Source organism: Streptomyces sp. 11-1-2 (genome assembly GCF_003595545.1).
Lineage (GTDB): Bacteria > Actinomycetota > Actinomycetes > Streptomycetales > Streptomycetaceae > Streptomyces > Streptomyces hygroscopicus_B.
In genome coordinates, this window is sequence record NZ_CP022545.1 from 1,411,134 (window position 1) to 1,436,010 (window position 24,877).

Here is a 24,877-nt window from a genome sequence, read left to right on the forward strand (position 1 = left end):
ACCGTCCCGCACGCGCCTCAGTCCGCCTTGAGGGCCGTGAGGACGTTCAGCCGGGCCGCCCGGCGGGCGGGCCAGAGTCCCGCCACCACGCCGACGAGTGCGGCGCCCGCGAGGGCCACGGCGATGCGGCCCCAGGGGATGACCATCTCGTAGCCCTGGATGCTGTCGGAGGCGAGCCTGCCCGCGGCCCAGCCGAGGAAGATGCCCGCGCCGATGCCCAGCAGGGCCCCGAACAACGAGATGAGGACGGACTCCAGGTGGATCATCCGCTTGGTCTGCTCGGGCTGGAGCCCCACCGCGCGCAGCATCCCGATCTCACGGGTGCGCTCGAACACGGACATCGCGAGGGTGTTGACGACTCCCAGGACGGCGATCACCACGGCCATGGCCAGCAGCCCGTACAGGACGTTGAGGAGCAGGGTGATGGACTCGCCGCCGGCGGACTCGGCCAGGTCGTCGGTGTTCCGCAGCCGGATGAGGGGGTTCTGGTCGAGGGCGCGCTGCAGGGACCGACGTACCGTTTCGCCGTCACCGTCCTTGGTGTGCACCAGGACCGAGGTGTCCTCGATCTCCTTCAGATGGGGCTGGAGGGTGGCCAGCGGCATCATGGTGGCCGGGAGGAATTCGTCGTTGCGGTAGATGCCGCCGATCCGCAGGGTGCCCCGGCTGCCGTCGCCGTAGACCACCGGCACCCGCTGTCCCATGGTCCATCCGTAGATGTCGGCCGTGGAGGTGTCGATCAGCAGGTTCTTGCCGCCGTCCGCGCCCAGTGCCGCGAGCGACCCCGATACGAAGCTCGGATCGAGGAGGTCGCCGATGCTCCGGGCGTCCACACCGGTCAGGTTCACCTCGTCGCCGCCGATCCGGACGGCGCTCTCGCGCCGCGGGCTCGAGGAGGTCACGGCCGTGGACTTCGCCAGGGTGTCATGGACCGACGCGGGCAGGTGACCGCTGCTCCTCGACGAGATCTCGAAGTCGGCCGTGACGGTGTTCTCCGCCCGCTGGCGCAGCGATGTCGTGGCGGACACCGCGACCACCGTGAGGCCGGTGACCATGGACAGCCCGATCATCAGGGCCGAGGCCGTCGAGGCGGTGCGCCGGGGGTTGCGCAGGGCGTTGCGCGGGGCCAGCGTGCCCGGGACACCGAAGCGGCGCAGGAGGGGGCCGGCCAGGGCGATGGCCGGGCCGGAGAGCGCCGGGGTCATCACGATGATGCCGATGAGCAGCAGGACGGCCGGGAAGAGGACGATGGTCCGGCCCTGCTCGCCGCTGGACGCCGAGTACACCACGCCGAGCACACCGATCACGATCAGGGCGACACCGATGGCGTTGCGCCTGCGGAGGCTGCGGACCGGCGGGGGTGTGTGGAGCGCGGACATGGCGGCCACGGGAGGCACGGCGGCGGCGCGGCGGGCGGGCAGATAGGCGGCGAGCATGGTGACGACGACGCCCACCAGGAACGAGACCAGTACGGTGCCCGGGGCGACGACCAACGGCCCGTCGGGGAAGCCGGATCCGGTGGACGCGAACAGCTGCCGGATGCCCATGGCCACGCCGATACCGAGGAGGAACCCCGCGGCCCCTGCGCACAGCCCCAGCAGGGCGGCCTCGATGAGGACGGAGCGGGTCACCTGGCGGCGCTCGGCGCCGACGGCCCGCATCAGGGCCATCTCCTGCGAACGCTGGGTGACCAGCATGGTGAAGGTGTTGCCGATGACGAAGATGCCGACGAACAGGGCGATGGCCGCGAAGACGAGCAGCACCTGGCTGAGCCCTTTGGCCCCCTCGGCGGCATCGGCCTGCTGCTGCGCGCGCAGTTGGGCCCCCGTGTTGATCTCGGAGTTCTCGGGCAGCAGGTCGCGCGCCTCGGCCGCGAGCCGCTGCTCGGAGGTGCCGCGGTCGGCCTCGAGCGAGACCGCGTCGTAGTGACCGGGCTTCAGCAGCAGCTTCTGAGCGGTGGCGTCGTCGAAGAGCACCAAGGTGCCGCCGGAGCCGGAGGTGTCGTCGGTGCGGACGATGCCGACGAGTTTCTTGTGCAGCACCGGTCCGTCGACGGCCAGCCGGACGGTGTCGCCGACCTTGTAACCGCCCTGGTCGGCGGTGCTGGTGTCCACCAGCACCTCGTCGGGCCCGGTGGGAGCGCGTCCGGCGGTCAGCGGGTGGCGGTTGTCCTTACCGTCGGCCTGGGGGAAGTAGTTGCCCGCCATGGTCACGTCGTCCTCGCCGAGCGGATGGCCGTCCTTCGCGGCCACGGCGGCGAACCCTTCGACGGAACCGGTCACGGACGCCACGCCGGGCAGCCGTTGCAGACGCCGCAGCGTGTCCTCCCCCACGGTTCCGGGCTCGCCGGCCTTCTCGTCGAACGGCGGGGTGGCCTGGACCGAGACATTGCGCAGGGTGGTGAGGTAGCGCTCCTTGTAGGCGTTGCCGACGGTGTCGGTGAAGACGAGGGTGCCCACGACGAAGGCGACGCCGAGCAGCACGGCGAGCATGGTCATCAGCAGGCGGGCTTTGTGCGCGAGGACGTTGCGCAAGGCGGTGCGGAACACGGGCGGCCTTCCGGGAGGGTGCCGGGTGAGGGGTGCTCGGGAGCAGGGCGTACGTCAGACGTGGCGAGCGGCCGTCAGGCGCGGGGCATTGGGCGTCAGACCTGGTACGCGGGCGTCAGGCGTCCCATGCGCTCCAGGACGGCCTCGGCGGTGGGCGCGCGGAGTTCGTCGACGATGCGCCCGTCGGCGAGGAAGACGACACGGTCCGCGTAGGAGGCGGCGACGGGGTCGTGGGTGACCATGACGACGGTCTGACCCAGCGCGCTCGTGGAGCCACGCAGGAACTCGAGGATCTCGGCCCCGCTGCGGGAGTCCAGGTTGCCGGTGGGCTCGTCGGCGAAGACGATGTCGGGCCGCCCGGCCAGCGCGCGGGCGACGGCGACGCGCTGCTGCTGGCCGCCGGAGAGCTGGCCGGGCCGGTGGTCGAGCCGGTCGGCCAGGCCGACGGTCTGGATGATGCTCTCCAGCCAGGCCCGCTCCGGCTTGCGGCCGGCGATGTCCATGGGGAGGGTGATGTTCTCCTCGGCGCTCAGGGTGGGCAGCAGGTTGAACGCCTGGAAGACGAAGCCGATGCGGTCGCGGCGCAGCCGGGTGAGCTGACGGTCGTTCAGGGAGCCGATCTCCGTGTCGCCGAGGCGGACCGATCCGAAGGACAGCGAGTCGAGACCAGCCATGCAGTGCATCAAGGTGGACTTCCCCGACCCGGACGGACCCATGATCGCGGTGAACTGGCTCCGGACGAAGCCGACCGTGACCGTGTCGAGGGCCACCACACGGGTGTCCCCCGTGCCGTACACCTTCGTCAGGTCGGTGGCGTGGGCCGCGTAGCTCTCGGGGGCGGAAGGGGGCAGGTTCGCGTGCATGCCGATCCTCGGTGGACGCTCGGTGGATGCCCTCGCAGCAGAGGGAGTCGCCGCGGATGGCGACCTCCATGAGCCTCCCGCTCGGCCACCCGCCGGCGGATCCCCCGAACATCCGGCACCGCATCCCCCGATCGGGGGAGATCGCCGCGGGACCGCCATTCCGGCCCGACCGCAATGACGGCCGGACCGCTGTTTCGGCGAGATCGCTATTCCGGCCGGACCGCTATTCGGCACGCCCCGAGCGGAAGGCCCAGGCCGCGACCTCGACCCTGTTGCGCAGGCCCAGCTTCGCCTGGACCGACCCCAGATGCGTCTTGACGGTGCTGGGCGCGATGTACAGCTCGGCGGCGATCTCCGGGTTGGTCAGTCCGCGGGCGATGCCCTGGACGACCTCCTCCTCGCGGTCGGTCAGCGGCTCGGCCGGCTCGGCTGCGCCGCGTCGCCGCGCCTTGGTGAAGTGCTGCAGCAGACGGAGGGTGATCTGCGGGGCGACCATGGCGTCCCCGCGGACGGCCGCCCGGACGGCCTCGGTCAGCAGCGCAGGACCGGCGTCCTTGAGGAGGAAGCCCGACGCTCCGTTCGACAGCGCCGTGTACACATATTCGTCGAGGTCGAAGGTGGTGACCACGACCACTTTCGGCGCTCCGGGATGACCGCCGCCGGCCAGTCGGCGGGTGACCTCCAGACCGTCGGGCGGAGGCATCCGGATGTCCACGAGGCAGACGTCCGGCCTCCTCTCGCGGGCCAGCGACAGGGCCGAGGCCCCGTCGGCGGCCTCGGCCACCACTTCCATGTCGGACTCGGCCGACAGCACCATGCGGAACCCGGCCCGCACCAGGTGCTGATCGTCCGCGACCAGGATGCGTATGGTCATGCCGTCCTGCCCTCCCGTAGCCGCAACCCGGATCGTACGGCGTGCCGCCCGCGTGCCCGGGCGTTCCGTGACGCCTCGTCGGGGTGCAGCGGTACGGAGGCGTGGACACGCCACCCGCCTTCGGGGCGGTGCCCCGCTTCGAAGGCGCCGCCGAGCAGCTCGATCCGCTCCCGCATGCCCATGATGCCGAAGCCGCCGCCGAGCCGGCCGAGGCTGCCGCGGTGTCCGGACGGGGAGCCTTGTCCGTCGTCCTCGACGACCAGTTCGGCGTGGCGCGCCGCGACCCGGGCGGACACGTCCACCGACCGCGCTCCGCGCGCATAGCGCTGGGCGTTGGTCAGGGCTTCCTGCAAGACGCGGCTCAGCCCGCCGGTGACCTCCGTGGGGACGTCCTCCGGCAGGTCCCGCCCGAGGTCCAGCCGGATCGGCAGCCCCGTCGCCCGTGCCTCGTCCACGATGCGGGTCAGCACCTCGCCGAGGTTCTCGGGATGCCTCGGGGTCTCGTCACCGCGCATCGAACCGACCAGACGCCGCATCGACGTCAGCGCCTCGCCGCCCGCGTTCTCGACGGCCTCGAGCATCTCGTTCAGCATCCGCGGGTCGGGGGTGCCCCGGCCGGTGACATGGCGCACGGCCTGTAGCTGCACCACGATCGCGGTCACCTGATGGGCCACGGTGTCGTGCAGGTCGCGGGCGAGCGCGAGCCGTTCCTCCTGCCGGACGAGCTGTCCGGTGCGTTCCTGCTGGATGTCGTAGAGGCGCAGTACCAGGCCGCAGACGAAGGCCAGGGCCAGGGCCAGCACGGTGCTGCCGGAGAAGTCGCCGGGATCCGAGTCCCGCAGCAGCGGGACGGAGAACACGCTGATGCCCAGGGCCGCCACGACCACCGGTGCCCACCTGGGCGTGCAGCGGCGCACCGCCACGGCGAGGAGGACCAGCAGGCCCATGAGTTCGCTGCCGCTGCTCTCGCTGGTCACCATGTTCACCGGCAGCAGGTGGTAGGCAACCGTGGCCACGAAGGTGCCGGCGCAAGCCACCAGCGCGGCCCGCGGGACCCAGCGGGAATCGCGCATCACGGCCAGCACGGCCATCCCCCCGGCCAGGGCTCCGGAGCAGACCGGCACCCAGTCCCCGACGAATGCCTCCGTGTCGAAGGTCGGGTCGAAGACGATCCGCTCCGTCACGTCCCCATAGACGGAGAAGAGGGACAACAGCACCAGCGCCGAGATCAGGATCCGCCCCGGCCAAGGTCGGTATCCGGCACGGCGGCCGGAGGACACAGCTATTCGCACCCGCGCCACCTTACGCACCTATGGCGGCGATTGCCGCCCGCCTCCCGTGCGCGGATCGGTGGGCATGGGAGCGGGCCGGGCGTCGCGCACCCGCTCCGGGGTCCAGTACGAGGGGTCCGGCGGATCCGCCCGGTGGCTCCGCGGGGTGTCCGGGGCGCTCCGTGGGGTGTCCGGGACGGGGGGATCGCCGGTGTCCTGGCCCCGGGCGGTGACGGCGAGGGCCGCGACGATGCCGGTTGCCGCGATCGCCGCGGTGAGGAGGGCTGCAGTGAGCGGGCGCATGGCGTTCTCTCCCGATGCCGGAGGCCGGGACCCCTGGCTGCGGGGCCCCGGCCGAGTGCGGTGTGGTACTGAGCCGTTGGCGGTGTGGTGCTCAGCCGTTGGCGGTGTTGTTGTAGATCGTTTGGATCTTGTTGTCGAAGTAGGGGCTGTCGATGTAGGCGGGCGGATCGGTCCGGGTGCTGGTGACCCCGATCTCGGTCCCCAGGCCCGTGGTCTCGTTGTAGTCCCGCAGCCAGGGGCCGCCGCTGGCGCCCTCGACCATGGTGCACCCGTTCTGCACCCGGGAGCCGTCCTGCCACGTGCCGATGTTCTGGCACACGTAGGGCACCTCGCCGTCATAGCCGAAGGCGGCCGGGTAGCCCCAGACGGTCACGGTGTTGGCGTACCCGTAGTTGTAGCCGAGCCCCATGCCGCCGACGGTGTTGACCAGCTTGCTGGAGCCGTTGTCCCAGACGTTGGCCACGCCGATGTCGTAGTTCAGGTCACTGCTGTTGATCCAGCCGTTGAACGAGGTGAGCGTCTTGGCGGACCAGGTTCCGTACGGCCGTGAGCCGTTGTAGTAGGCGGGAACGAACACCCAGTTGGTTGCCCAGGTGCCGCCGGCGCCACCGTGGACGCAGTGCCCGGCGGTGAACACCATGTTCTTCGTCGGATTGTTGACCGCCGCGGCGGAGCAGGCGTAGTCGCCGCCGTTGGTCGGGTTGTGGAAGAAGACCTTCCCCTGCACGATCGAGGTCGCGATCCGGACCCCGCGGGCCTTCTTCGAAGTGGTCGCCTTCTGCGGTTTCGCGAGCTGAGAGGGTTTGGCCGCCGCGTCGATGGCCGCCTTCCGGGACGCCTTGGCATCGGCGGGCGTGTCGGCCTCGACGGCTCTGCGCATGCGCTGTGGAGTCCAGTAATTCTGGGCGGACTCAGCGGATGAGCGGGACGCCGCACTCTTGTGTGTGGATACCGCGGTGTCCGCGGTATGTGTGACGGTGCTGTGCGAGTCGGCGGACGCGGCCGCCGGAATCGTCAGGGCGAACGCGAAAACCACTCCGCTCGCCGCTAAAACGACCTTGCGTATCTGCACCAGTCCCCCCAAATTTTGATCGGGACAGGGAGCGGATGCCCCCGGTGAAATCCCGGCCGCACGGTATCGCGCGGTGAAGTGCGCACGGCAAGGGACTGCGGGCGGCGAGAACGGTATCCGGCCAGGTATTACAGCCCGGGCGGTACGGAAAATCGCCTCCCGGCTCCTGGGCTGCCCTACCCGGCAAAAGCGGAATGGGTCTTGTGCCGCATTGAACGAGGAATTCCGACGCGTCGACGCGCGTCAACGCACGACACGTCCCACCACCGCCTCCGTGGCGACGTCCACCCCACTCCCACAGTGTCCGGAATTCGCATTCGCATTTATCCGTCTGAATTCATGGAGGGGCCATTCATGTATGCACAGCAGCCCCGCGCAGTGCGATATGCACCGCCCGCCGCAGCGGATACGGGAGCACGACGGACCGCCCGCCGCCCCATCTCGTCCACGACTCGCCCGGCGCACCACGGGGATCCGCCGAGGCATCGTCACCGCAGGGAAGTTGGCCTGACGCGATCACTTCGTTAGCCTCCCGGCAGCCCCGCAGATCCGCCGCTCCCGAGGAAGACAATGCAGTGACGAACCCCCAGGACGACCAGGACACGCAGGCCCCGCACCCCACACCGGAGGCACCACCCCCGGGCTGCCCCGCCCACGCCGCACGACTGTACGGGCCGGATTTCCGGCGCCGGCCGACCGAGACCTACCAGCGGATACGGCACGACAGCGGACAGGTCGCCCCCGTCCTGCTCGAAGGCGACATCGACGCCTGGTTCGTCCTCGGCTACCGCGAGACGCGCCAGGTGCTGTCCGACGTCGAGACCTTCGGCCGGGACCCGCGCCGCTGGAACGGCTGGGACAGCGTGCCGCCGGACTGGCCGCTCATGCCGTGGGTGGCGTACAGCCCGATGATGCCCTTCACGGAGGGCGAGGAGCACCGGCAGCGTGCGACGGCCGCCAGCGAGGCCCTCGCCACGGTCGACCCCTTCGTGCTGCGCGGGCACTGCGAGCGCTTCGCCGACCAGCTCATCGACAAGTTCGCCGTGAGCGGCAAGGCGGATCTGGTGTACGACTACATCTACTCGGTGCCCACCCTCGCCGCGGCCGAGCTGTTCGGCCTGGCCGACGACGAGGCCGGGCTGGAGGCCCTGGCGGGAGGGCTGACCGTATCGTTCCTCTCCAACGAGGAAGCCATCACCGGCAAGCAGCAGGTCGCCGCGTACGTGGCGGAGCTGGTGAAGGCCAAGCGAGAGGCGCCGGGCCCCGACCTCACCTCGCAGTTCATCCTGAACACCCCGGACCTGACCGAGGAGCAGCAGACCGCCGACCTGATGGTGCTGATGGCCGCCGCGCTGCCGCTCACCTCGTACTGGATCGGCAACACCCTGCGGCTGATGCTCACCGACGAGCGCTTCGCCATGACCCTCTCGGGCAACCGCCGCAGCATCGGCGAGGCCATGAACGAGGTGCTGTGGGCGGACTCCCCGCTGCAGAACCTCATCGGGCGGTACGCCACCCGGGACACCGCCCTCGGAGGCCGGCGCATCCGCACCGGCGACCTCGTCGTCCTCGGCCTGGCCGCCGCCAACGCCGATCCGCTGCTGTGGCCCGACACCCCCGTCGGCCACGGCGGGAACCACTCGCACGTCAGCTTCAGCGGCGGTGACTACGGCTGCCCGGTGGGCGGCCCCGAGACGGCCAGGATCATCGCGGAGACGGCGATCGAGGTGCTGCTGGACCGCGTTCCGGACCTGACGCTGGCGGTCGCGCCCGAGGAGCTGAAGTGGGTGGACTCCTTCTGGTACCGCTGCCTGGAATCGCTGCCCGTCACGTTCAGCCCCACGGCGGTCACCGCGGGCTAGCACCCGGGACTCCCCCGGCGCCGAGCGGCGCCGGGGGCCGTGGGTGTGTGGTGGCATCAGTGGCCTGGCGGCTGCTGGAGCATGGCGAGGGTCAGGACGTTGCCGCCGATGCCCCAGCCGCCGTCGGTGACCTCCTCGACCACGACGAGGGTGTTGGCGCGGGCGCGCTCACCGTAGATGTCGACGTACAGCTCGGTGGTGCGGGTGACGATCTCCTGCTTCTGCTTCTCGTCGAGGGATCCGGCGGGGACCTTGAAGTTCGCGAAGGGCATGGTCGTTCTCTCTCCTGGCGGGGAAACGGGGTGGAAAGCAGTCGTGCGGGGGCGCCGTGGCGGTCAGACGATGCCGCCGTTGGCGCGGATGACCTGGCCGTTGACCCAGTGGCCGGCCGGGGAGGCGAGGAAGGCGACGACCTCGGCGATGTCGGTGGGGGTGCCGAGGCGCTCCAGCGGGGGCTGGGCCGCCATCCGGGTGATGGTCTCCTCGTCCTTGCCCTCCAGGAACAGATCGGTGGCGGTGGGGCCGGGGGCGACGGTGTTGACGGTGACGTCCCGGCCGCGCAGCTCGCGCGCCAGGATCATCGTGAGCGCCTCGGTCGCTCCCTTGCTGGCGCTGTAGGCGCCGTAGGCGGGGAGGGCCAGGCCCACAATGGACGTGGAGAAGGTGATGAGCGCCCCGCCGCCGCGGATCCTGCGGGCGGCCTGCTGGGCGACGACGAAGGTTCCGCGGATGTTGGTGCGGTGCAGCGCGTCCAGCTCCGCCAGGTCCAGCTCGGCGATGGGGGCCAGGTACAGCCGGCCGGCCGCGTGGACGACGACGTCGACCCCGCCGTACTCGGACTCCGCGGTGTCGAAGAGCGCGGCCACCTGCTGCTCGTCGGCCACGTCGGCCTGGGCGGCGACGGCCCGGCCACCGGCGGCGGCGATGTCATGGGCGGCGGCTTCGGCCGGCTCCCGGTGGCCCGCGTATCCGACCACGACGGCGTATCCGTCGGCGGCCAGCCGCTTCACCGCCTCCTGGCCGATACCACGGGAGCCGCCGGTGACGATGGCGACGCGGGGCCGGTCGGTGGAGTGCGGGGGCGCGGTTGCCTGGGGTGACATGGAGACTCCTGGAACAGGGTGCTGACTGGCGGATGCCACATGGTGTGGCCGTGCCCCGGGGCGTCGGCGGTGTCGCCGCCGTTCCCCTTCGGTGCTTCCACTCTGGGCCGGGGTTTCCGTGCCAGCCAGGGCTGTCCCCACCCAGGGGTTGTCAGCCCCTGGCTCAGCCCACCGGCACAGGCGACCATGGGGGGTGTGAACCACTCCGAATTCGCCGCGTTCCTGAAGTCCCGGCGCGACCGCATCCGCCCGGCCGACGTGGGCCTGCCCACCGGTCCGCGGCGCCGGGTGCCCGGGCTGCGGCGCGAGGAGGTCGCCCAGCTGGCCGGGCTGTCCGCGGACTACTACACCGAGCTGGAGCGCGGACGCGGCGCTCAGCCCTCGGCCCAGGTGCTGACCGCCCTCGCCCGGGCGCTGCGGCTGAACGGCGACGAGCGCGACCATCTGTTCCACCTCGCCGACCGCCCCGTTCCCCCGGTGACGCACGGCCCGGCCGCGCAGGTCCAGCCGGCCCTGCTCGGCCTGCTGGACCGGCTGGCCACCACCCCCGCCCAGGTCATCACCGACTTGCATCAGACCCTGGTGCAGAACGAGCTGGCCGCCGCGCTGGTCGGCCGTCCCCGTGCGGTCCGCGGGCCCGCGGCGAGCCTCGTCCACCGCTGGTTCACCGATCCGGACGCCCGTGCGCTCTACCCGCCCGAGGACCACCCCCACCACTCCCGGGTCTTCGTCGCCGACCTGCAGGCCGTCGCCGCCCGGCGTGGCGGCGACACCGAGGTACGGCGGATGGTGGCCGCGCTCCGACGCCACAGCGAGGAGTTCGCCACCCTCTGGGACACCCACGACGTCGCCCTCCGGCGGACCGACCACAAGCGCATCGTCCACCCCGTGCTGGGCGTCATCGAGCTGGACTGCCACTCCCTGTTCAGCGAGGACGGCCGCCAGCGCCTGTTGTGGTTCAGCGCCCCGCCCGGCACCGAAGGCGCCGCCCAGCTGGAACTTCTCTCGGTCATCGGCACACAGGACATGACGGCCGACGAGAACAGCACCTCACCGTGATCCCCTGTCATTCGGCGCCGGGGCGGCGGCCTCCGGGGCCGGGCACAGCGCCCTGATCGCGCCAACGTGGTGACGTTCGGGGTACGGAGCGAGCACACGGCCCGTCATCGGGAACCCCTGTCGCAGTACGAGCGGGCTTCAACCCATGCCGGGGCACGGCACCGGGCGGGCCCGCCGGTCTCCGACGCACACAAGGATCCCGTATGAATGGACCAGCCCCCCTTCTGACCCTGAACAACGGCGTGCGGATGCCCGCTCTGGGCCTCGGCGTCTACCAGAGCCCGCCCGACGAGACCATCCCCGCGGTGACGACCGCGATCGAGAACGGCTACCGCCTCATCGACACCGCGGCCGCCTACGGCAACGAGAAGGAGGTCGGCGAGGGCATCGCCCGCTCGGGCATCGGCCGCGAGGACATCTTCGTCATCACCAAGGTGTGGATGACCGACTACGGCTACGACGCCACCCTCCGCGCCTTCGACACCAGCCTCACCAAGCTGGGCCTGGACCGGCTCGACCTGTATCTGCTGCACTGGCCGGCCCCGTCCGCGTTCGACACCACGGTGGCCTCGTACAAGGCGGCCGAGAAGCTGCTCGCCGACGGCCGGGTGCGGGCCATCGGCGTGTGCAACCACACTCCCGCGCACCTGACCGATCTCATGGCGCGCACCGACGTCGTGCCCGCCGTGAACCAGGTGGAACTGCATCCGTTCTTCAGCCAGCCCGAGCTGCGCGCCTTCGACGTCCGCCAGGGCATCCTCACCCAGTCCTGGTCGCCCATCGGCGGAGTGAACCGCTACGGGGGCGAGAGCCCGGACAAGGTCAGGGACCCGCTCAAGGAACCCACCATCACCGGCCTCGCCGAGAAATACGGCAAATCCCCGGCCCAGATCATCCTCCGCTGGCACATCGAGCACGACCTGTGCGCGATCCCGAAGTCCGTCAAACCACACCGCATCGCGGAGAACATCGCGATCTTCGACTTCTCCCTCACCCCCCACGAGGTGGCCGCCATCGACGCGCTCGACACCGGAGCGCGCGGCGGTCCCGACCCCGACCACGTCGGGCCCGGCACCTTCTCCTGAGACACCGCGCGGGGCGGCCACCGGGCCGCCCCGCACAGCTCACGGGAACACCTCCCCCGGACCGGGTCAGGACTCCAGATCGTCGGCGAAGTGCCGGAAGCCGTGCCGATCCTGGTGCAGGGTCCACAGGGTGTCCGCCAGCACGGCCGGGTCCTTCTTCTCGTGTCCGGGAACGATCGCGCCCGGGATGATCAGTTGCGCCACGTGGATGCCCTCGTCGGCGAGGGTGTCGTGCAGCAGCCGGCCGTACGCGCTCTCGGCGGCGAAGGCGACGGAGGTGCCCGCGCGCTCGGAGTGCGGCACCACGGCGGTGCCTCCGTTGACGAAGAGCACCGTGCCCCGGCCCAGGGCGCGCATACCGGGGAGCACCTGCCGTACGGCGGTGACGGGGCCGTACACGGAGAACTCCACCGGGCCCACGAGGTCATCGGCGGTGGTGTCCAGGACCGGCAGCATGAATTCCCGCTGCGGCACCGGGCTGTACTGCAGAACCTCGATCGGCCCCAGGGCCACGGCCGAAGCGCCGCGCGACGGCGGCGCCGAGACCGGGGCCGGCTCCGATGATGGCAAGGGTGGTCATGGGTTCTCCGGGTGCTCGGGCGCCTCAGGGGCCGGGGTGTCGCGATGGCGGGGTGTGGTGAAGGCGGTCGTCGGTGACCCGCTCACTCGCCGTCACCGGGGCACGAGCCTCAGCGTCGTGGCGCGCGCCGTGTCCGCGACCATGGGCTCGACATAGGTTTCGCTGTAGCGGCCGTACTTGGAGCGGTACGCGTTGTCGACCCGGTCGTTGACACCGGGGTCGCCCTCCTCGATCAAGGTGACGTCCCGGTCCACGCCGCCGGAGCGGATGTGGCCCTCGTGGCTCCCGTGGGCGGTGCGCCACCAGGAGCCGCCGGTGCCCCGGTAGGAGCGGACGTAGAGGTCGTCGCCGTCACGCACGACCCAGATCGGCACCGCCGTACGCGGTGTGCCGTCGCCTTGCAGCGGCGCCATTTCCAGCTCGTCCGTCGTCGCGATCCGGTTGAGTTCGTCGCTGGTCCATGTCGTCATCGTCTGCCTCCTTCACGAGTAACCGAAAGGGGAGAATTCCATCTCGGGAGGAAAGCAACCAGGGAGATAACCCTCCGCCCTGGGCGGCCGGCGAACGATGCCCCACCGACCAGTATGCCGAGCGGGAGGTCACCCGGCGAGGGCGGCGAACGCCTCGTCCAGGAGGGCGGTGAGGTCGGGGCGGCCGTCGGAGGCCGTCCAGTGGTCGAGGGCGATGTTCAGGCAGCCCAGTGCGGCGGCGGCCTTCACCGACAGGGCCAGGGGGGTGGGACGCGGATCGTCGCCGGGCCGCTCGGCGAGGGCCTGGGCCAGCACGGGCCGCCAGCCGTTCTGCTTCTCCAGCAGCCGGGCACACAGGGCGGGGGTGTTCCGGACCAGACGGGTCGTCGCGAGGGCGCTGACCGGGTCCCGGCGGTGGTAGGCGAGGACGACGTCCAGCGCGCGCCGCAGAGCCGTCCAGTCGTCCTCTTCGGCGGGCCTGGCCCGCAGGGCGTCGGCGGCCCGCTCGCCGTAGGCGTCGAAGGCGCTGAGGACGGCCTCTTCCTTGCTGCCGACGTAGCGCAGGAAGGTGCTGCGCGAGACACCGGCGGCCGCGGCCAGGTCGTTGATGGTGACCTTCTCGAAGCCCTTGCTCCGGAACAGGCCGGACGCCACCTCGGCCAGCTCGGCCCGGATGGCCGCTCGCGCGATGTCTCTCGTGCTCGTACGCGCCGTTCCGTTCACCCCGCGATTCTACCGGTGGGCTGAACCACGATCGCAGTCATGAGATCCGAGCCCTGTTGTGACACCGGGTTCCATGCTAGGAATGCTGATTCACGGTGATTCTTCGGTTCCAGACCTCTGTGAGCGGGAGAGCGGCATGCGAGGACTTCAGGGCAAGAGGATCGTCGTCGCGGGCGGCGCCACCGGGATCGGCGCCGCCACGGCCGAGCGGCTCGCCGAGGAGGGCGCCTCGGTCGTCGTCGGCGACATCAACCTCGTGGGTGCGAAGGCCACCTCCCAGCGCATCGCCGAGGCCGGCGGCACCGCGGTCGCCGTCGAGTTCGACCTCGCCGACGAGGAGTCGATCGGTGCGCTGGTCGACCGGGCCGCCGCCGAGTTCGGCGGGGTCGACGGGCTCTACAACGTCGGCGCCGACCTCTCGGACGACCACCTGGGCCGGGACACCGACCTGCTGGAGATGGACCCGGCCCTGTGGCGGCGCACCCACGAGGTGAACCTGCTCGGCTACGCCCTCACCTGCCGGGCGGTCATCCCACGGCTGCTGGCCCAGGGCGGCGGCGTCATCGTCAACACCTCCTCCGGCGCGGCCTGGGGTGGGGAGCCCCGGCGTCCCGCGTATGCCGCCTCCAAGGCCGGGATCAACGCGCTGACCCGCCATATCGCCTCCCGGTGGGGCAAGGAGGGCATCCGCTGCAACGCCGTGGCGCCCGGGCTGGTCATGGGCGACACCCAGAAGCAGCGGGACGACCAGCGGCTGCAGGCCATGGCGCTGAAGATCGCCCGTAGTCCGCGGCTGGGCGAGCCCGCGGACGTGGCCGGCACCGTGGCCTTTCTCCTCTCGGACGACGCCGAGTGGGTCAACGGCCAGGTGTGGTCGGTCTGTGGCGGCATGAGCCTGCGCGACTGAGACTCCCTCAGAGCCGGTCTCGGCCAGGGCGCTCTACGGCGACCTACGGCGTCCAGGGCGCGGACACCTGCCAGCTCACGTCATCGGCCCACGACGTGGCGCTGTCGAAGACGTTGGATCCTCCGTTGGAGGCGATGTACGCCTTGTTCTCGTAGTGGCGGATGAACCGGTCGGGGTAGTTGTACGAAGCGAACGAGGTGCCCTGGCCGCTCTTGCCGGTCTGGGGGCAGAACGTCGCGTCGGCCCGGAAGACCGCGGTGCCGTCCATCGGCTGCCGGAGCAACTGGTAGTTGTAGTGCCGCAGGAAGTCACCGGGGTAGTTGCGCGACTCGAACGACACGCACGAGGCGTTGGCGAGGCCGCGCCGCACGATCCAGGACGCGTCGCCCTTGTCGAGTGCGGAGCTTCCGGAGGACACCACGGAGGTGACGGCGCTGTTGGCCTGGTGGCGGATGTAGCGGTCGGTGTAGCCGGGGGTGGTCGCCCGCAGGGACATCGTCGAGCCCGCGTTGAGGGTGCCGCCCGCGACCGGGCTGGGCGCGCCGTAGCCCACGGAGACGATGTTGGCCTGCACCGCGTCGTCGGCCGCGTCGGTCGGAACGCCGCTGGTCATCACGCCTTCGAAGAAGGACCCGATGGACCCGTTGCTGTTGTCACCGCCGGTCCCGAGGACGATGGAGCCCTCCTGGTGCATCGGCGAGTAGCCCGGCCTGGACGGCTCCGGCCCCGCGTACTGGGTGGTGAGCTTGCCGGACTGGGCATTGCCGTCCCTGAGGGCGAAGTGGTTCTGCCCGTTGTTCTTCAGCAGGGCGGTGACGAAGGGCGCCGGGTTGCCGGTGTTCGAGGGGTTCTCGCTGTAGCCGCTGTCCGACTGGAACAGGCCGTTCTCCAGGTCCGCCTGCACCCAGGGCCCGGATCCGCTGCACGGCGGGAACCAGCACTCCGTGCCGAAGTTGATGGCGTCCATGTGGCCGTTGCCGGTGTCGGCGATCTGCACTTCGGCGTTGCCGTAGTCGAAGCAGCACAGTCCATTGACGTGGGTGCCGGACGTGACCATGTACATACCCTCGGGCTGGCCGTTGACGGCGACACCGGAGGCCGCGGTGTGCCGGTAACCCATGCGGCCGGAGAAGGACGCGCCGTAAACCTGATGACCACCCGCGGTCACCGGTAACGCGTCGGCGGGCACACCGGAGTTGGCGGGACCCGCGGTCCCGGCCGGTTCGATGGGCATGTGGTTGTGGCGCGGTGACTGGTCATAGATGACGTTGATGACGCAGGTCGTTCCGGCACAGAAGGAGCCCTGCCGGGCGGCGTCGGCGTATCCGCCCGCCGTCAGCGTTCCCACGTCGGCCACGCCGCCGTCGGAGGCGCGTTTCAGCTGGTAGAGCGGGCCGTTGAAGGATGCGTAGAGGGCGCGTGTGGTGCTGTGCGCGGCCACGCAGGGCGTACCGGCCGAGGCGTAGATGTCGCACGGCAGGGACGCCGCGGCCCGGGACGTGCCCGCGCCGCCGGCCAGGAACCCGAAGACGAGGGCCGCTGTCGTACCCGCCGACAGCAGCGCTTTTCTCACCCTCGCGAGACGCGTGAGACCTGAAGGAACCTTCATGGGGGTGCCCTTCCCCGTGCATGCCGAGTGTCAGGTGCATGTCATGATTCTGGTTCGATATTTCGTACGTTGACCGTGAAATCGAACCTGACGGTAGAACCGGCGACCGTCGGCGTCAATGGCCGTGGACGACTTGGCCGCTCCCGGCACGGGACGGCGGGGCAGTTTCCGCACCGCCATGCCATCCGGCGTTCGGACGCCATTGGGTGCCAAGCCCGCCGCCGTCTTCGGCCCCGACATCGCTCGGCGGCCCACCGGGATCCCGGCCCGGGAAGGTATTCGGAGAGGAGTAGTCTCCTGCGCAGCGGCTCATACGGTTCGTTCGCCCCACACCGAAACGAGGAGAGACCGGTTGTCGACGTTTGTCGTGTTCGACCTTGAGTTCACCTCATGGTCGGGATCGCTCGAGCAGGATTGGTCGGAGCCGGGGCAGCTTCGCGAAATCGTCCAGATCGGCGCCTTGCGCATCAGCACCGGTCATTCCGCTGACGACCACTCGGTTGTCGAGGAATACGAGGCGCTGGTCAGGCCGGTGGTCAACCCGCGGCTGTCCCCTTTCTTCACCGGCCTCACGGGCATCGACCAGGAAACCGTGGACCGCGAGGGAGTCGCCCCCGCCGAGGCGCTCAGTGACTTCCTGGCGTTCTGCCGGGGCCAGTCCGTGCTCTCCTACGGCAACGACATGGTCGTCCTCGGGGAGAACGTGGGATGGGCCCGGGCCCGCGGGGAGGAGATCAAGAACGGCTTTCTCAGCGCCGGCTTCCTGAATATCCGCCCATGGCTGAACAGCGTCGCACCGATAACGGCATCGGCCAACTCCGGTCGGCTATGGGAAGCACTCAATCTGCCCAAACCCGTGGCCGGCAGGGAGCATTCAGCGCTCTTCGACTGTTATTCGATCGCCGCGGCGATCAGACACGTATACGCCGGTGGGGCCGCCCTGCCCGAGGGCTGGCTCTAGCGGTGGAGCGAATCGGCCATCGCGGGCGTGTCGTACGACGCGCTGTTGGCGAGTGGCACGATGGCCCGGAGATCTTGGTCGGCGGCGCTCATGCGCGTCGTCCGGTATGCAAGAAAGGAACCCCCTTATGACCGCAGTGCGCGGAACAGCCGTCGACATCCCCACCCGGGACGGCATCGCCGATGCCTATCTGGTCCATCCCGACGACACCGACCGCCACCCGGCCGTTCTGCTGTACATGGACGCCTTCGGCCTCCGGCCCCACCTGCGGGGGATGGCCGACCGCCTGGCCGCGGCCGGTTACACCGTGCTGGCGCCCAACGTCTTCTACCGCCACGGGCGTGCTCCCGTGGTGGAGTTGCCCGACTTCCTCGACTTCGCGGCGCGTCCGGAGATCTTCCAGGACATCCTCCCGATCGCACAGGAGCTCACCCCCGAGCGCGCGATGAACGACGCCGGCACCTATCTGGACTGGCTGGCCTCCTGCCCGCAGGCCACCGACGGACCCGTGGGCATCACCGGCTACTGCCTGGGCGCCGGGCTGGCCCTGCGTACCGCCGGAAGCTACCCCGACCGCGTTGCCGCGGCGGCCGGTTTCCACGGCGGCAACCTGGCCACCGAGGCACCGGACAGCCCGCACACGGTGGCCGGACAGGTCACCGCCGAGCTGTACTTCGGACACGCGGACCAGGACCACTCCCTTCCGCCCGAGCAGATGGAGCGCCTGGACAAGGCCCTCACCGAGGCCGGTGTCCGCCACCGCGCCGAGGTCTACACGGGCGCGCAGCACGGCTACACCCAGGCCGACACCGTCTCCTACAACGCCGAGGCCGCCGAACGCCACTGGGAGGCCCTGCTCGAGCTCTTCGGCCGCACTCTCTGACCATGGGCCGGTGACCAGCCGCCTCGGGCTGGTCACCACCTTCCGGCGCTGGTCACCACCCTCCTGCGACCGGGCCTAGAGCTGCCGGAGGTGGTCACGCAGGGTGCGGGCCACCTGCGCCATGAGGGCGTCGGCGCCGGGCTGGGTGCTCGCGGGCACGAGTGACTCGGTGAGCACGGCGATGGCGAACGCCTGACCGTCGGAGTGCTCGACGATGCCGATCTCATGGCGGAGGTTGAGGAGGGTGCCGGTCTTGGAGGACCAGGTGGTGGCGTCGGAGCTGAAGTCCGGGGCGAGCCGGTGCCGCAGCATGTTGTGGGCCATGAGATCGCGCACGTGCAGCGCCACGTCGGGGTGGATTTTCGACGGTGTCCACAGAGCCCCGAGCAGGTCCACCCAGGCTCGTGCGCTGCCGGTGTTGGCGCGGGTGGTGTCGAGTTGCGGCACCCGGTGGCCACGGCCGCTGGTGCCCGCGTCGATGGCGAGGGCGTGGGCGAGATGCACCTGCTCGGCGTCGAAACGCTCCACGGGGGTTTCGGTCAGTTCGCGCATACCGTGCCGGACGGTGATGCCGCGCAGCCCGAGTTCCTGGAGGATCTCGGCGACCTGGGCGGGCGGGGTGAGGTCGAACAGCGCATCGGCCGCCGTTCCGTCACTTACACACGTGCTCAGGTAGAGCAGATCCTCGATCGCGATCCGGGCGGGGTGGCGGAACCGGCTCAGCCCGGTGGGACCGGGCGTGGTGATCCGCCCCGGGGGTACGTCGAGCAGCGTCCCTCCGTCGAGTTCGCCGCGCCGGATGCGCTCCGCCGTCGCCAGCGCGAGCGGGACCTTGACCAGGGAGGCGGACGGCAGCTGGGTGTCCGGGTCGATCCCCAGCTCGTCCCCCGTGTGGAGATCCCGTACGAGCAGGCAGCCGTGCAGTCCTCCGTCGCGCAACTGCTCGCGCAGATCGCGCAGCAGTGTCTCGGTGCTCACGCTTCCGTTCCTTCCTCGGTGTCCGCCGGGGTGTCCGCGCCGAGGCAGCGGGCGATGGCGCCGCCCAGGCGCCCTTCGATGGGCTGCGGATTGCCGTCCGCGGCGGCGGCGAGAGCGAACCCCCGGCCGAGCGTGATCTCGCCGATGGGCCGCCACTTCAAGGCGAGTTCCGCCGCCTGCGCGGGAGAGCACAGCAACAGGTCGCGGGTGCACAGGACTTCGGCGGCGGCGGTCGTCAGGTCGGTGGCGGCCACGAGCTGGGCGGGCCGCAGACCGACCGCGTCGCGCAGCCGGGTCAGCGGATCGCGGATATGCGGCACATCGTCCTCCGGCTGGATCCAGATACGGCGGGCCGAGCCCGGAGCGGCCCGGCCGACCCGCAGCGTTTCGAGATAGACCCGCCGCACACCGGGATCCCGGACTCCGGCGAGCCCGAGCGGCACGGACCACGTGGCCTCGTCCGCGGGCACCGCGAGCAGGGCGGCCCGCACCTGCTGCGCGTGGATGAGCTCCAGGCGCCGTGCCGGCGCCGCCACGCGGAGATCGAGCGTGATCCCGTGCCCGCGTGCCTCGGCGACGAGGCGGGCGAGATCGGCCGTGGAACAGATGCCGGGCATCGCGAGCCGCCACGGCTTGCGCTTGGCGGCCTCGGCCTCGTGCAGCAGCACATCGGCCGCCTGTACGAGCTGTCTGGCCACCGGCAGCATCTCCCGCCCGAACGGGGTGAGTACGGCCCGCCGTGAGGTGCGCTCGAAGAGCTGCTCACCGAAGCGCTCCTCCAGAGCGGCCACCCGACGGCTGGCCACCGACTGGGACATCCGGGCAGCGGCCGCCCCGACGGTGAAGCTTCCACGCTCGCTCACGCTGACGAACGCACGGCACGCTCCCACCAGATCCACATCCGCACTCTATGCCAGATCAGCATGAAGAAGCGCAGGAGCGTATTGGACCGCATAGCCGCCCGACGGCGAAGGTGATCCCGATGCCCACGGCCGCGCCCCGGCGAGGGGCCCGGTCGTTCCATCCCCTGTGCCCCCTGCGTGACGGGGGCCCAACCGGAGGTCAGGATCATGCGATTCCCCCGTGCCCGGCACACCGCCCTCGGCGCGCTCACCGCGCTCACGCTTCTCGTCCCGCTGACGGCCTGCGGCCAGGACGGATCCTCGGACTCATCGGGGTCGTCGAGCACATCGAGCGCGTCGTCCACGTCCACGGATCTGGCGGCGAAGGCGGGCACGGATCCGGCGTCGTTCACCGGCGAGTTCAAGAAGCTGGAGCGCTCCTACGACGCGCGGCTGGGCGTCTACGCCATCGACACCGGCACCGGACACGAGGTGGCCTATCGCGACGGTGAGCGGTTCGGCTACGCCTCCACGTTCAAGGCGCTGGAAGCCGGTGCAGTGCTGCAGAAGGTCAAACTGGGCGGGCTGGACCGGGTGATCAAGTACTCCAAGGACGATCTCGTCGACAACTCCCCCGTGACCGAGAAGCACGTCGACACCGGGATGAGCGTGGGCGCGCTGTGTGACGCCGCCGTCCGCTACAGCGACAACGCGGCGGCCAACCTGCTCTTCGACGAGCTCGGCGGACCCAAGGGCCTCGACGCCATGCTCGAGAAGATGGGCGACGACGTCATCCAGATGGAGCGCCGCGAGCCGGAGTTGAGTCGCTGGGTCCCCGGTTCCACACAGGACACGAGCACCCCGCGGGCGATGGCAAAGGATCTGCGCGCGTTCGTGCTCGGCGATGTCCTCGGCGACGGAGAGCGCGCACAGCTCACGAAGTGGCTGCGGACCAACACCACCGGGGACGCGCTCATCAGGGCCGGGGTGCCCAAGGACTGGCAGGTCGGCGACAAGACCGGAAGCGGCAGCTACTACGGTGGCCGCAATGACATCGCGGTGGTGTGGCCGCCCGACTCCGCTCCCATCGTCGTGGCGATCATGTCGAACCGCGCTGACAAGGACGCCAAGTCCGACGACAAGCTGATCGCGGACGCGGCGCATGTCGTGGCCGACACGCTGTCGTAGCACCCCTCCCCTGCTCATCCGCTCCCCTGCGGGGCTGAGTCACCTGCTCAGCCCCGGAGGAAGTACAGGACGGTCATGGTGACGGCGGTGGTCAGAACGACGCCGCGCAGCAGCCACGCGGGGAGACGACGGGCGATGTGCGCTCCGGCCACCCCGCCGGCCACCGCGCCGACCAGCATGGTGATGAGCACAGACGGTGCGCTCAGCGCGTCCGAGGCGATGAGGAACAGTCCGGTCGCGCTGAGATAGATGGCCGCGAGCTGGGCGACTCGCATCGGGTTGCCGGCCGAGGTGTCGAGCCCGAGGCCGATGCTCCACACGGCCAGCATCATGATGCCGACGGCACCGCCGAAGTAGCCGCCGTACACGGCGAGGAGGAACTGGCCGGTCAGGACGGTCCGGGGGCTCATGCCGACCGCATGGCCCTTCGCGTCGCTCACCGCACGGGAGACATGGCGCCCGAAGGCGAGGATCACCGTGGCGAAGGCGAGCAGCCAGGGCACCGCGGCGTCGAACGACACCGCGGGCAGCGTCAGCAGCAGACCGGCACCGAGCCCGCCGCCGATCACACTGACCACGGTCAGCGCCCGCGTGGACGTGCCCCCGAGGGGGGCGAGGTCGCGCCGGTAGACCCACGCGCTCGCCACGGTCCCGGGTACGAGGGCCACGGTCGAGGAGGCGTTCGCCGTCACGGGGGACAGACCGGCCGCGACCAGGGCGGGAAGCGCCACGAACGTGCCCCCGCCGCCGACGGCGTTCAACGCCCCGGCGGCCACACCCGCCAGCAGGACAATCACCATCTCGGACACCCGCCGAGCATCGCCCCACGGCCCGTGGGCGCACAATGCGTGATCCACGTAGCCTGCGCAAGGCTGTGCCATAGGCTCGTCAGGGTGCGTTATGACCTGGACGACCTGCGGCTCTTCCTTCACATCGTGGCGGAGGGCTCGATCACGGCGGGCGCCCGCCGGATGCATCTGAGCCTCCCGTCGGCCAGCGCCAGGGTGCGCTCGCTCGAACACCACGCGGGCGTGGCCCTGCTGATCCGTGGTCGGCGGGGGGTGCGCCCCACCCCGGCGGGGACGGCGCTGGCCCGCCACGCACGGGATGTGCTCGCCCAGACGGCGCGCCTCGAAAGCGCCGTGGCGAGCTACGCCCGGCCCCCGACCGCGCCACTGACCCTGCTGGGCGGCGGCTCGGCGATGCATCACCTCGTGCCTAGGGCCCTGGTCTCGTTCCTCCGCGCACACCCGGACGTCGACGTCACGGCGTCCGAGAGCCGCACCCCACGGACCGTGCGGCTGCTCGCGGACGGCGAGGCGGACCTGGGCGTCGTTCTCGACACCGAGGCCCGCGACTGCGGTCTCACCATGGAACCCCTCTGCGATGACTCCCTGGTGGTGATCGGCCAGTCCGGCGGCATCCTCGCGGGGCGCACCGCGGTGGCCTACCGCGAGGTCGCCGAGCACCCGCTCGTGGGGCTCGACGCCGGCTCCTCGCTGCGGCGCTCGATCGAGAAGCACCTGGGTCCGCACGCTCCAGCGGTGCGGTACCGCACCACCGTCGCCCACCTCCCCACCCTTGTCTCCCTCGCGGCCGCCGGTGTGGGACTCGCGGTCGTGCCACGCCGCGCCATCGCCCCCGGCCGGCCACTCGACGTGTGCGAGCTCCAGGATCCCTGGGCACGCCGCACCCATCTGCTGGCCTGGGGCGAGAAGGCGTCGCGGACCTCGTCCACCGCCACCGCGGCACTCGCCGAACACCTGCGCCAGGCGGCCGTGTCCGAGCCGGACGGGGGCACTGGCGTTCCGGCGATGTGAACGCGGGGCTCGGAGGAGGCGAGGCTCGGGGGAGGCGAATCAGCGCTGTCGCGCGCGTCCCGTATCGAGGCGGCGCAGTTCACGCACACTGTCCGCGAGTGTGCGGTCGCCCAGCGAGTCGAGCACCGCTTCCTCGGCCTCCGCGGTGAGCGCGGCGAAATACTCACCGGCGTGCGCGGTCACCTGGCACACGGGCTCCACCCCGGGCGAGCAGGCCCACAGAGGCTTGTCACCGACGGCGCAGCGGTAGATCTCCGCCAGGGTGATCCGGTCGGCCGGCCGCCCCAGCCTGGCCCCACCGGTGCGGCCCATGACGCAGACGACCAGCCCCTCCTCCGTCAGCGGGACGAGGAGCTTGCGGACCAGGCTCGGGTTGGTGTTCAGCACGCGGGCCAACTCGGCGGAGCTCAGCGGTGCGCCGTCGTCCTCGGCGGCGACCGCGAGGAAGAGCATCAGCTGCAGCGCACGGGAGAACCGGATGTCCAACAAGGTCTCCACCTCCGCGCACAGATCGTGGCACAGCCTACTCGACTGTGCCGTTTCACCGTTTCCCTAAAGTGCAATCGATACAGTTGCAGTTTGCGGCATAAAAACTGTACCTTTCAGATTCATACTTTCGAACTCCGGGGAAACCACCCCGGAACGACACGGCAGGAGAGCGACACGGTGAACACCCGCGTGGCCACGGCACTGTCCCGCCCGTTCGCACTGGGCTCGGCCAAGCTGCCGAACAGGATCGTCATGGCACCCATGACCCGCGGACAATCCCCCGACGGCATTCCCGGTGAGGACGTCGCCGCCTACTACGCGCGCCGGGCCGCGGCGGGGACCGGCCTGATCATCACCGAGGGCACCACCGTCGACCACCGGTCCGCCGGTTTTCGCGACGGCATCCCCCGGTTCCACGGCGAGGCACAACTCACCGGATGGCAAAAGGTCGTTGACGCCGTACACACCCACGGTGGCGCGATCATGCCCCAGCTCTGGCACGTGGGAATACAGCGGCCCGCGGGAGCCCCGCCGTTCCCCGACGCCCCGTCCGTGGGACCGTCCGGGATCGCGCTGGACGGCACGCCCGGAGCGGGCGGGACGATGACCCTCGCCGACATCGACGACGTCATCGGCGCCTTCGCCAAGGCCGCACGGGAGGCCGAGCGGATCGGTTTCGACGGCGTGGAACTGCATGGCGCGCACGGCTATCTCATCGACCAGTTCCTCTGGGAGCGCACCAACCGGCGCACCGACGGCTACGGCGGCGACCCGGCCTCGCGTACCACGTTCGCCGCCGACCTGGTGGCGGCCATCCGCGAACAGGTCGCGCCCGACTTCCCCGTCGTGCTCCGGTTCTCCCAGTGGAAGTCCGAACACTACGACGCCCGGCTCGCCGAGGACCCCAAGGAACTGGAAGCCGTGCTCACCCCGCTGGCGGAGGCCGGGGTCGACGCGTTCCACGCCTCCGGACGCCGCCACTGGCAGGCCGAGTTCCCCGACACGGGATCGGACCTGAACATCGCCGGATGGGCGAAGAAGGTCACCGGCAAGCCGGTCATCACCGTCGGCTCGGTCGGCCTGGACACCGTCTTCCAACCCGGCTCCCTCTCCGGTGCGAACGCGGCCGTGGACACCATCGAGCGGCTCCTGGACCGTCTCGAGCGGGACGAGTTCGACCTCGTCGCCGTCGGACGCGCACTGCTCGCCGACCCCCAGTGGGCCGACAAGGTCCTGAACGACCGGATGAGCGAGCTCATTCCGTTCAGCCAGGACTCGGTGGCGTCCCTGTACTGAGCCGAGCCCCCGCTCGGGTGACGCGGCGAGGAGGGAATCGGCGCCGGCCGGCACGGGGGAGTCCGGCCGGCGCCGAGCACGGGGTGTGTA

24 protein-coding genes and 1 pseudogene are annotated in these 24,877 nt (G+C 70.7%); 9 read left to right on the forward strand and 16 right to left on the reverse strand.

What is annotated here, in order from left to right; genetic code table 11:
- Positions 1 to 17: 17 nt before the first annotated feature.
- From CGL27_RS05720 to CGL27_RS05745, 6 genes are all read right to left on the reverse strand, one after another.
- On the reverse strand, positions 18 to 2,549 hold the full coding sequence (locus CGL27_RS05720) for an ABC transporter permease (protein WP_119985025.1): 2,532 nt from the start codon (positions 2,547 to 2,549) through the stop codon (positions 18 to 20).
- Between the two features lie 95 nt (positions 2,550 to 2,644).
- Positions 2,645 to 3,412 (reverse strand): ABC transporter ATP-binding protein, encoded by a 768-nt coding sequence (locus CGL27_RS05725; protein WP_119985027.1) that lies wholly within the window; start codon positions 3,410 to 3,412, stop codon positions 2,645 to 2,647.
- Positions 3,413 to 3,635: 223 nt separating this feature from the next.
- Positions 3,636 to 4,286 carry a response regulator transcription factor gene (locus CGL27_RS05730; protein WP_119985029.1) on the reverse strand — a complete coding sequence of 217 codons (651 nt, stop codon included), beginning with the start codon at positions 4,284 to 4,286 and terminating at the stop codon, positions 3,636 to 3,638.
- On the reverse strand, positions 4,283 to 5,578 hold the full coding sequence (locus CGL27_RS05735; RefSeq protein WP_162952886.1) for a histidine kinase: 1,296 nt from the start codon (positions 5,576 to 5,578) through the stop codon (positions 4,283 to 4,285). The genes CGL27_RS05730 and CGL27_RS05735 overlap by 4 nt, the downstream gene beginning before the upstream one ends.
- A gap of 18 nt (positions 5,579 to 5,596) precedes the next feature.
- On the reverse strand, positions 5,597 to 5,860 hold the full coding sequence (locus tag CGL27_RS05740; protein WP_119985032.1) for a hypothetical protein: 264 nt from the start codon (positions 5,858 to 5,860) through the stop codon (positions 5,597 to 5,599).
- 91 nt (positions 5,861 to 5,951) lie between these two features.
- Positions 5,952 to 6,740: a hypothetical protein gene (locus CGL27_RS05745; protein ID WP_159037676.1), complete on the reverse strand. Its 789-nt coding sequence runs from the start codon at positions 6,738 to 6,740 to the stop codon at positions 5,952 to 5,954.
- A 767-nt stretch (positions 6,741 to 7,507) separates the two neighbouring features.
- On the opposite strand from CGL27_RS05745, the gene CGL27_RS05750 reads away from it, so the two are divergent.
- Positions 7,508 to 8,794, forward strand: a complete 1,287-nt coding sequence (locus CGL27_RS05750) for a cytochrome P450 (protein WP_119985036.1) — start codon at positions 7,508 to 7,510, stop codon at positions 8,792 to 8,794.
- Between the two features lie 56 nt (positions 8,795 to 8,850).
- On the opposite strand, the gene CGL27_RS05755 is transcribed toward CGL27_RS05750, so the two are convergent.
- Positions 8,851 to 9,066 (reverse strand): 4-oxalocrotonate tautomerase family protein, encoded by a 216-nt coding sequence (locus CGL27_RS05755; RefSeq protein ID WP_078638778.1) that lies wholly within the window; start codon positions 9,064 to 9,066, stop codon positions 8,851 to 8,853.
- A 63-nt stretch (positions 9,067 to 9,129) separates the two neighbouring features.
- Positions 9,130 to 9,897 carry an SDR family oxidoreductase gene (locus CGL27_RS05760; RefSeq protein WP_119985038.1) on the reverse strand — a complete coding sequence of 256 codons (768 nt, stop codon included), beginning with the start codon at positions 9,895 to 9,897 and terminating at the stop codon, positions 9,130 to 9,132.
- Between the two features lie 195 nt (positions 9,898 to 10,092).
- Here CGL27_RS05760 and CGL27_RS05765 point away from each other — a divergent pair, with 195 nt between their 5' ends.
- Both CGL27_RS05765 and CGL27_RS05770 read left to right on the forward strand, forming a co-directional pair.
- Positions 10,093 to 10,956, forward strand: a complete 864-nt coding sequence (locus CGL27_RS05765) for a helix-turn-helix transcriptional regulator (protein WP_119985040.1) — start codon at positions 10,093 to 10,095, stop codon at positions 10,954 to 10,956.
- A 203-nt stretch (positions 10,957 to 11,159) separates the two neighbouring features.
- A complete protein-coding gene (locus CGL27_RS05770) occupies positions 11,160 to 12,041 on the forward strand; it encodes an aldo/keto reductase (RefSeq protein WP_119985042.1) in 882 nt (293 codons plus the stop codon).
- A 66-nt stretch (positions 12,042 to 12,107) separates the two neighbouring features.
- On the opposite strand, the pseudogene CGL27_RS05775 reads toward CGL27_RS05770, so the two are convergent.
- The 3 genes and pseudogenes from CGL27_RS05775 to CGL27_RS05785 all read right to left on the reverse strand — a co-directional run bounded on the left by CGL27_RS05775 (position 12,108) and on the right by CGL27_RS05785 (position 13,814).
- A pseudogene (locus tag CGL27_RS05775) lies at positions 12,108 to 12,621 on the reverse strand (dehydrogenase).
- 92 nt (positions 12,622 to 12,713) lie between these two features.
- Positions 12,714 to 13,091, reverse strand: a complete 378-nt coding sequence (locus tag CGL27_RS05780; RefSeq protein WP_119985044.1) for a DUF2255 family protein — start codon at positions 13,089 to 13,091, stop codon at positions 12,714 to 12,716.
- Between the two features lie 129 nt (positions 13,092 to 13,220).
- The gene (locus CGL27_RS05785; RefSeq protein ID WP_162952887.1) at positions 13,221 to 13,814 is read right to left on the reverse strand and encodes a TetR family transcriptional regulator; all 594 of its coding nucleotides are present in this window, start codon (positions 13,812 to 13,814) and stop codon (positions 13,221 to 13,223) included.
- Positions 13,815 to 13,950: 136 nt separating this feature from the next.
- Between CGL27_RS05785 and CGL27_RS05790 the strand changes: the two genes are divergently transcribed.
- Positions 13,951 to 14,721, forward strand: a complete 771-nt coding sequence (locus CGL27_RS05790) for an SDR family oxidoreductase (RefSeq protein WP_078638783.1) — start codon at positions 13,951 to 13,953, stop codon at positions 14,719 to 14,721.
- A gap of 43 nt (positions 14,722 to 14,764) precedes the next feature.
- Here the strand turns inward: CGL27_RS05790 and CGL27_RS05795 are convergent, their stop codons facing one another.
- Positions 14,765 to 16,330 (reverse strand): alpha-L-arabinofuranosidase B, encoded by a 1,566-nt coding sequence (locus tag CGL27_RS05795; protein WP_119985046.1) that lies wholly within the window; start codon positions 16,328 to 16,330, stop codon positions 14,765 to 14,767.
- A 352-nt stretch (positions 16,331 to 16,682) separates the two neighbouring features.
- On the opposite strand from CGL27_RS05795, the gene CGL27_RS05800 reads away from it, so the two are divergent.
- Together CGL27_RS05800 and CGL27_RS05805 are read left to right on the forward strand one after the other, a co-directional pair.
- A complete protein-coding gene (locus tag CGL27_RS05800; protein ID WP_119985048.1) occupies positions 16,683 to 17,291 on the forward strand; it encodes a 3'-5' exonuclease in 609 nt (202 codons plus the stop codon).
- Between the two features lie 127 nt (positions 17,292 to 17,418).
- Positions 17,419 to 18,174, forward strand: coding sequence for a dienelactone hydrolase family protein (locus tag CGL27_RS05805; RefSeq protein WP_119985050.1), 756 nt, complete (start codon positions 17,419 to 17,421; stop codon positions 18,172 to 18,174).
- A gap of 75 nt (positions 18,175 to 18,249) precedes the next feature.
- Here CGL27_RS05805 and CGL27_RS05810 read toward each other — a convergent pair whose 3' ends face one another.
- Positions 18,250 to 19,152: a serine hydrolase gene (locus CGL27_RS05810; protein WP_119985051.1), complete on the reverse strand. Its 903-nt coding sequence runs from the start codon at positions 19,150 to 19,152 to the stop codon at positions 18,250 to 18,252.
- The gene (locus CGL27_RS05815; protein WP_078638788.1) at positions 19,149 to 20,051 is read right to left on the reverse strand and encodes a LysR family transcriptional regulator; all 903 of its coding nucleotides are present in this window, start codon (positions 20,049 to 20,051) and stop codon (positions 19,149 to 19,151) included. Before CGL27_RS05815 ends, CGL27_RS05810 begins: the two co-directional genes overlap by 4 nt.
- Positions 20,052 to 20,222: 171 nt before the next feature.
- On the opposite strand from CGL27_RS05815, the gene bla reads away from it, so the two are divergent.
- Positions 20,223 to 21,182 carry a class A beta-lactamase gene (gene bla / locus CGL27_RS05820; protein ID WP_078638789.1) on the forward strand — a complete coding sequence of 320 codons (960 nt, stop codon included), beginning with the start codon at positions 20,223 to 20,225 and terminating at the stop codon, positions 21,180 to 21,182.
- Between the two features lie 47 nt (positions 21,183 to 21,229).
- On the opposite strand, the gene CGL27_RS05825 is transcribed toward bla, so the two are convergent.
- The gene (locus tag CGL27_RS05825) at positions 21,230 to 21,991 is read right to left on the reverse strand and encodes a sulfite exporter TauE/SafE family protein (RefSeq protein ID WP_162952888.1); all 762 of its coding nucleotides are present in this window, start codon (positions 21,989 to 21,991) and stop codon (positions 21,230 to 21,232) included.
- 84 nt (positions 21,992 to 22,075) lie between these two features.
- Here CGL27_RS05825 and CGL27_RS05830 point away from each other — a divergent pair, with 84 nt between their 5' ends.
- Complete coding sequence (locus CGL27_RS05830) at positions 22,076 to 23,002, forward strand: LysR family transcriptional regulator (RefSeq protein WP_078638790.1); 927 nt, start codon at positions 22,076 to 22,078, stop codon at positions 23,000 to 23,002.
- 39 nt (positions 23,003 to 23,041) lie between these two features.
- Here CGL27_RS05830 and CGL27_RS05835 read toward each other — a convergent pair whose 3' ends face one another.
- Positions 23,042 to 23,491: an Rrf2 family transcriptional regulator gene (locus tag CGL27_RS05835; RefSeq protein ID WP_119994265.1), complete on the reverse strand. Its 450-nt coding sequence runs from the start codon at positions 23,489 to 23,491 to the stop codon at positions 23,042 to 23,044.
- Between the two features lie 177 nt (positions 23,492 to 23,668).
- Between CGL27_RS05835 and CGL27_RS05840 the strand changes: the two genes are divergently transcribed.
- Complete coding sequence (locus tag CGL27_RS05840) at positions 23,669 to 24,787, forward strand: NADH:flavin oxidoreductase (RefSeq protein ID WP_119985053.1); 1,119 nt, start codon at positions 23,669 to 23,671, stop codon at positions 24,785 to 24,787.
- Positions 24,788 to 24,877 lie beyond the last annotated feature (90 nt).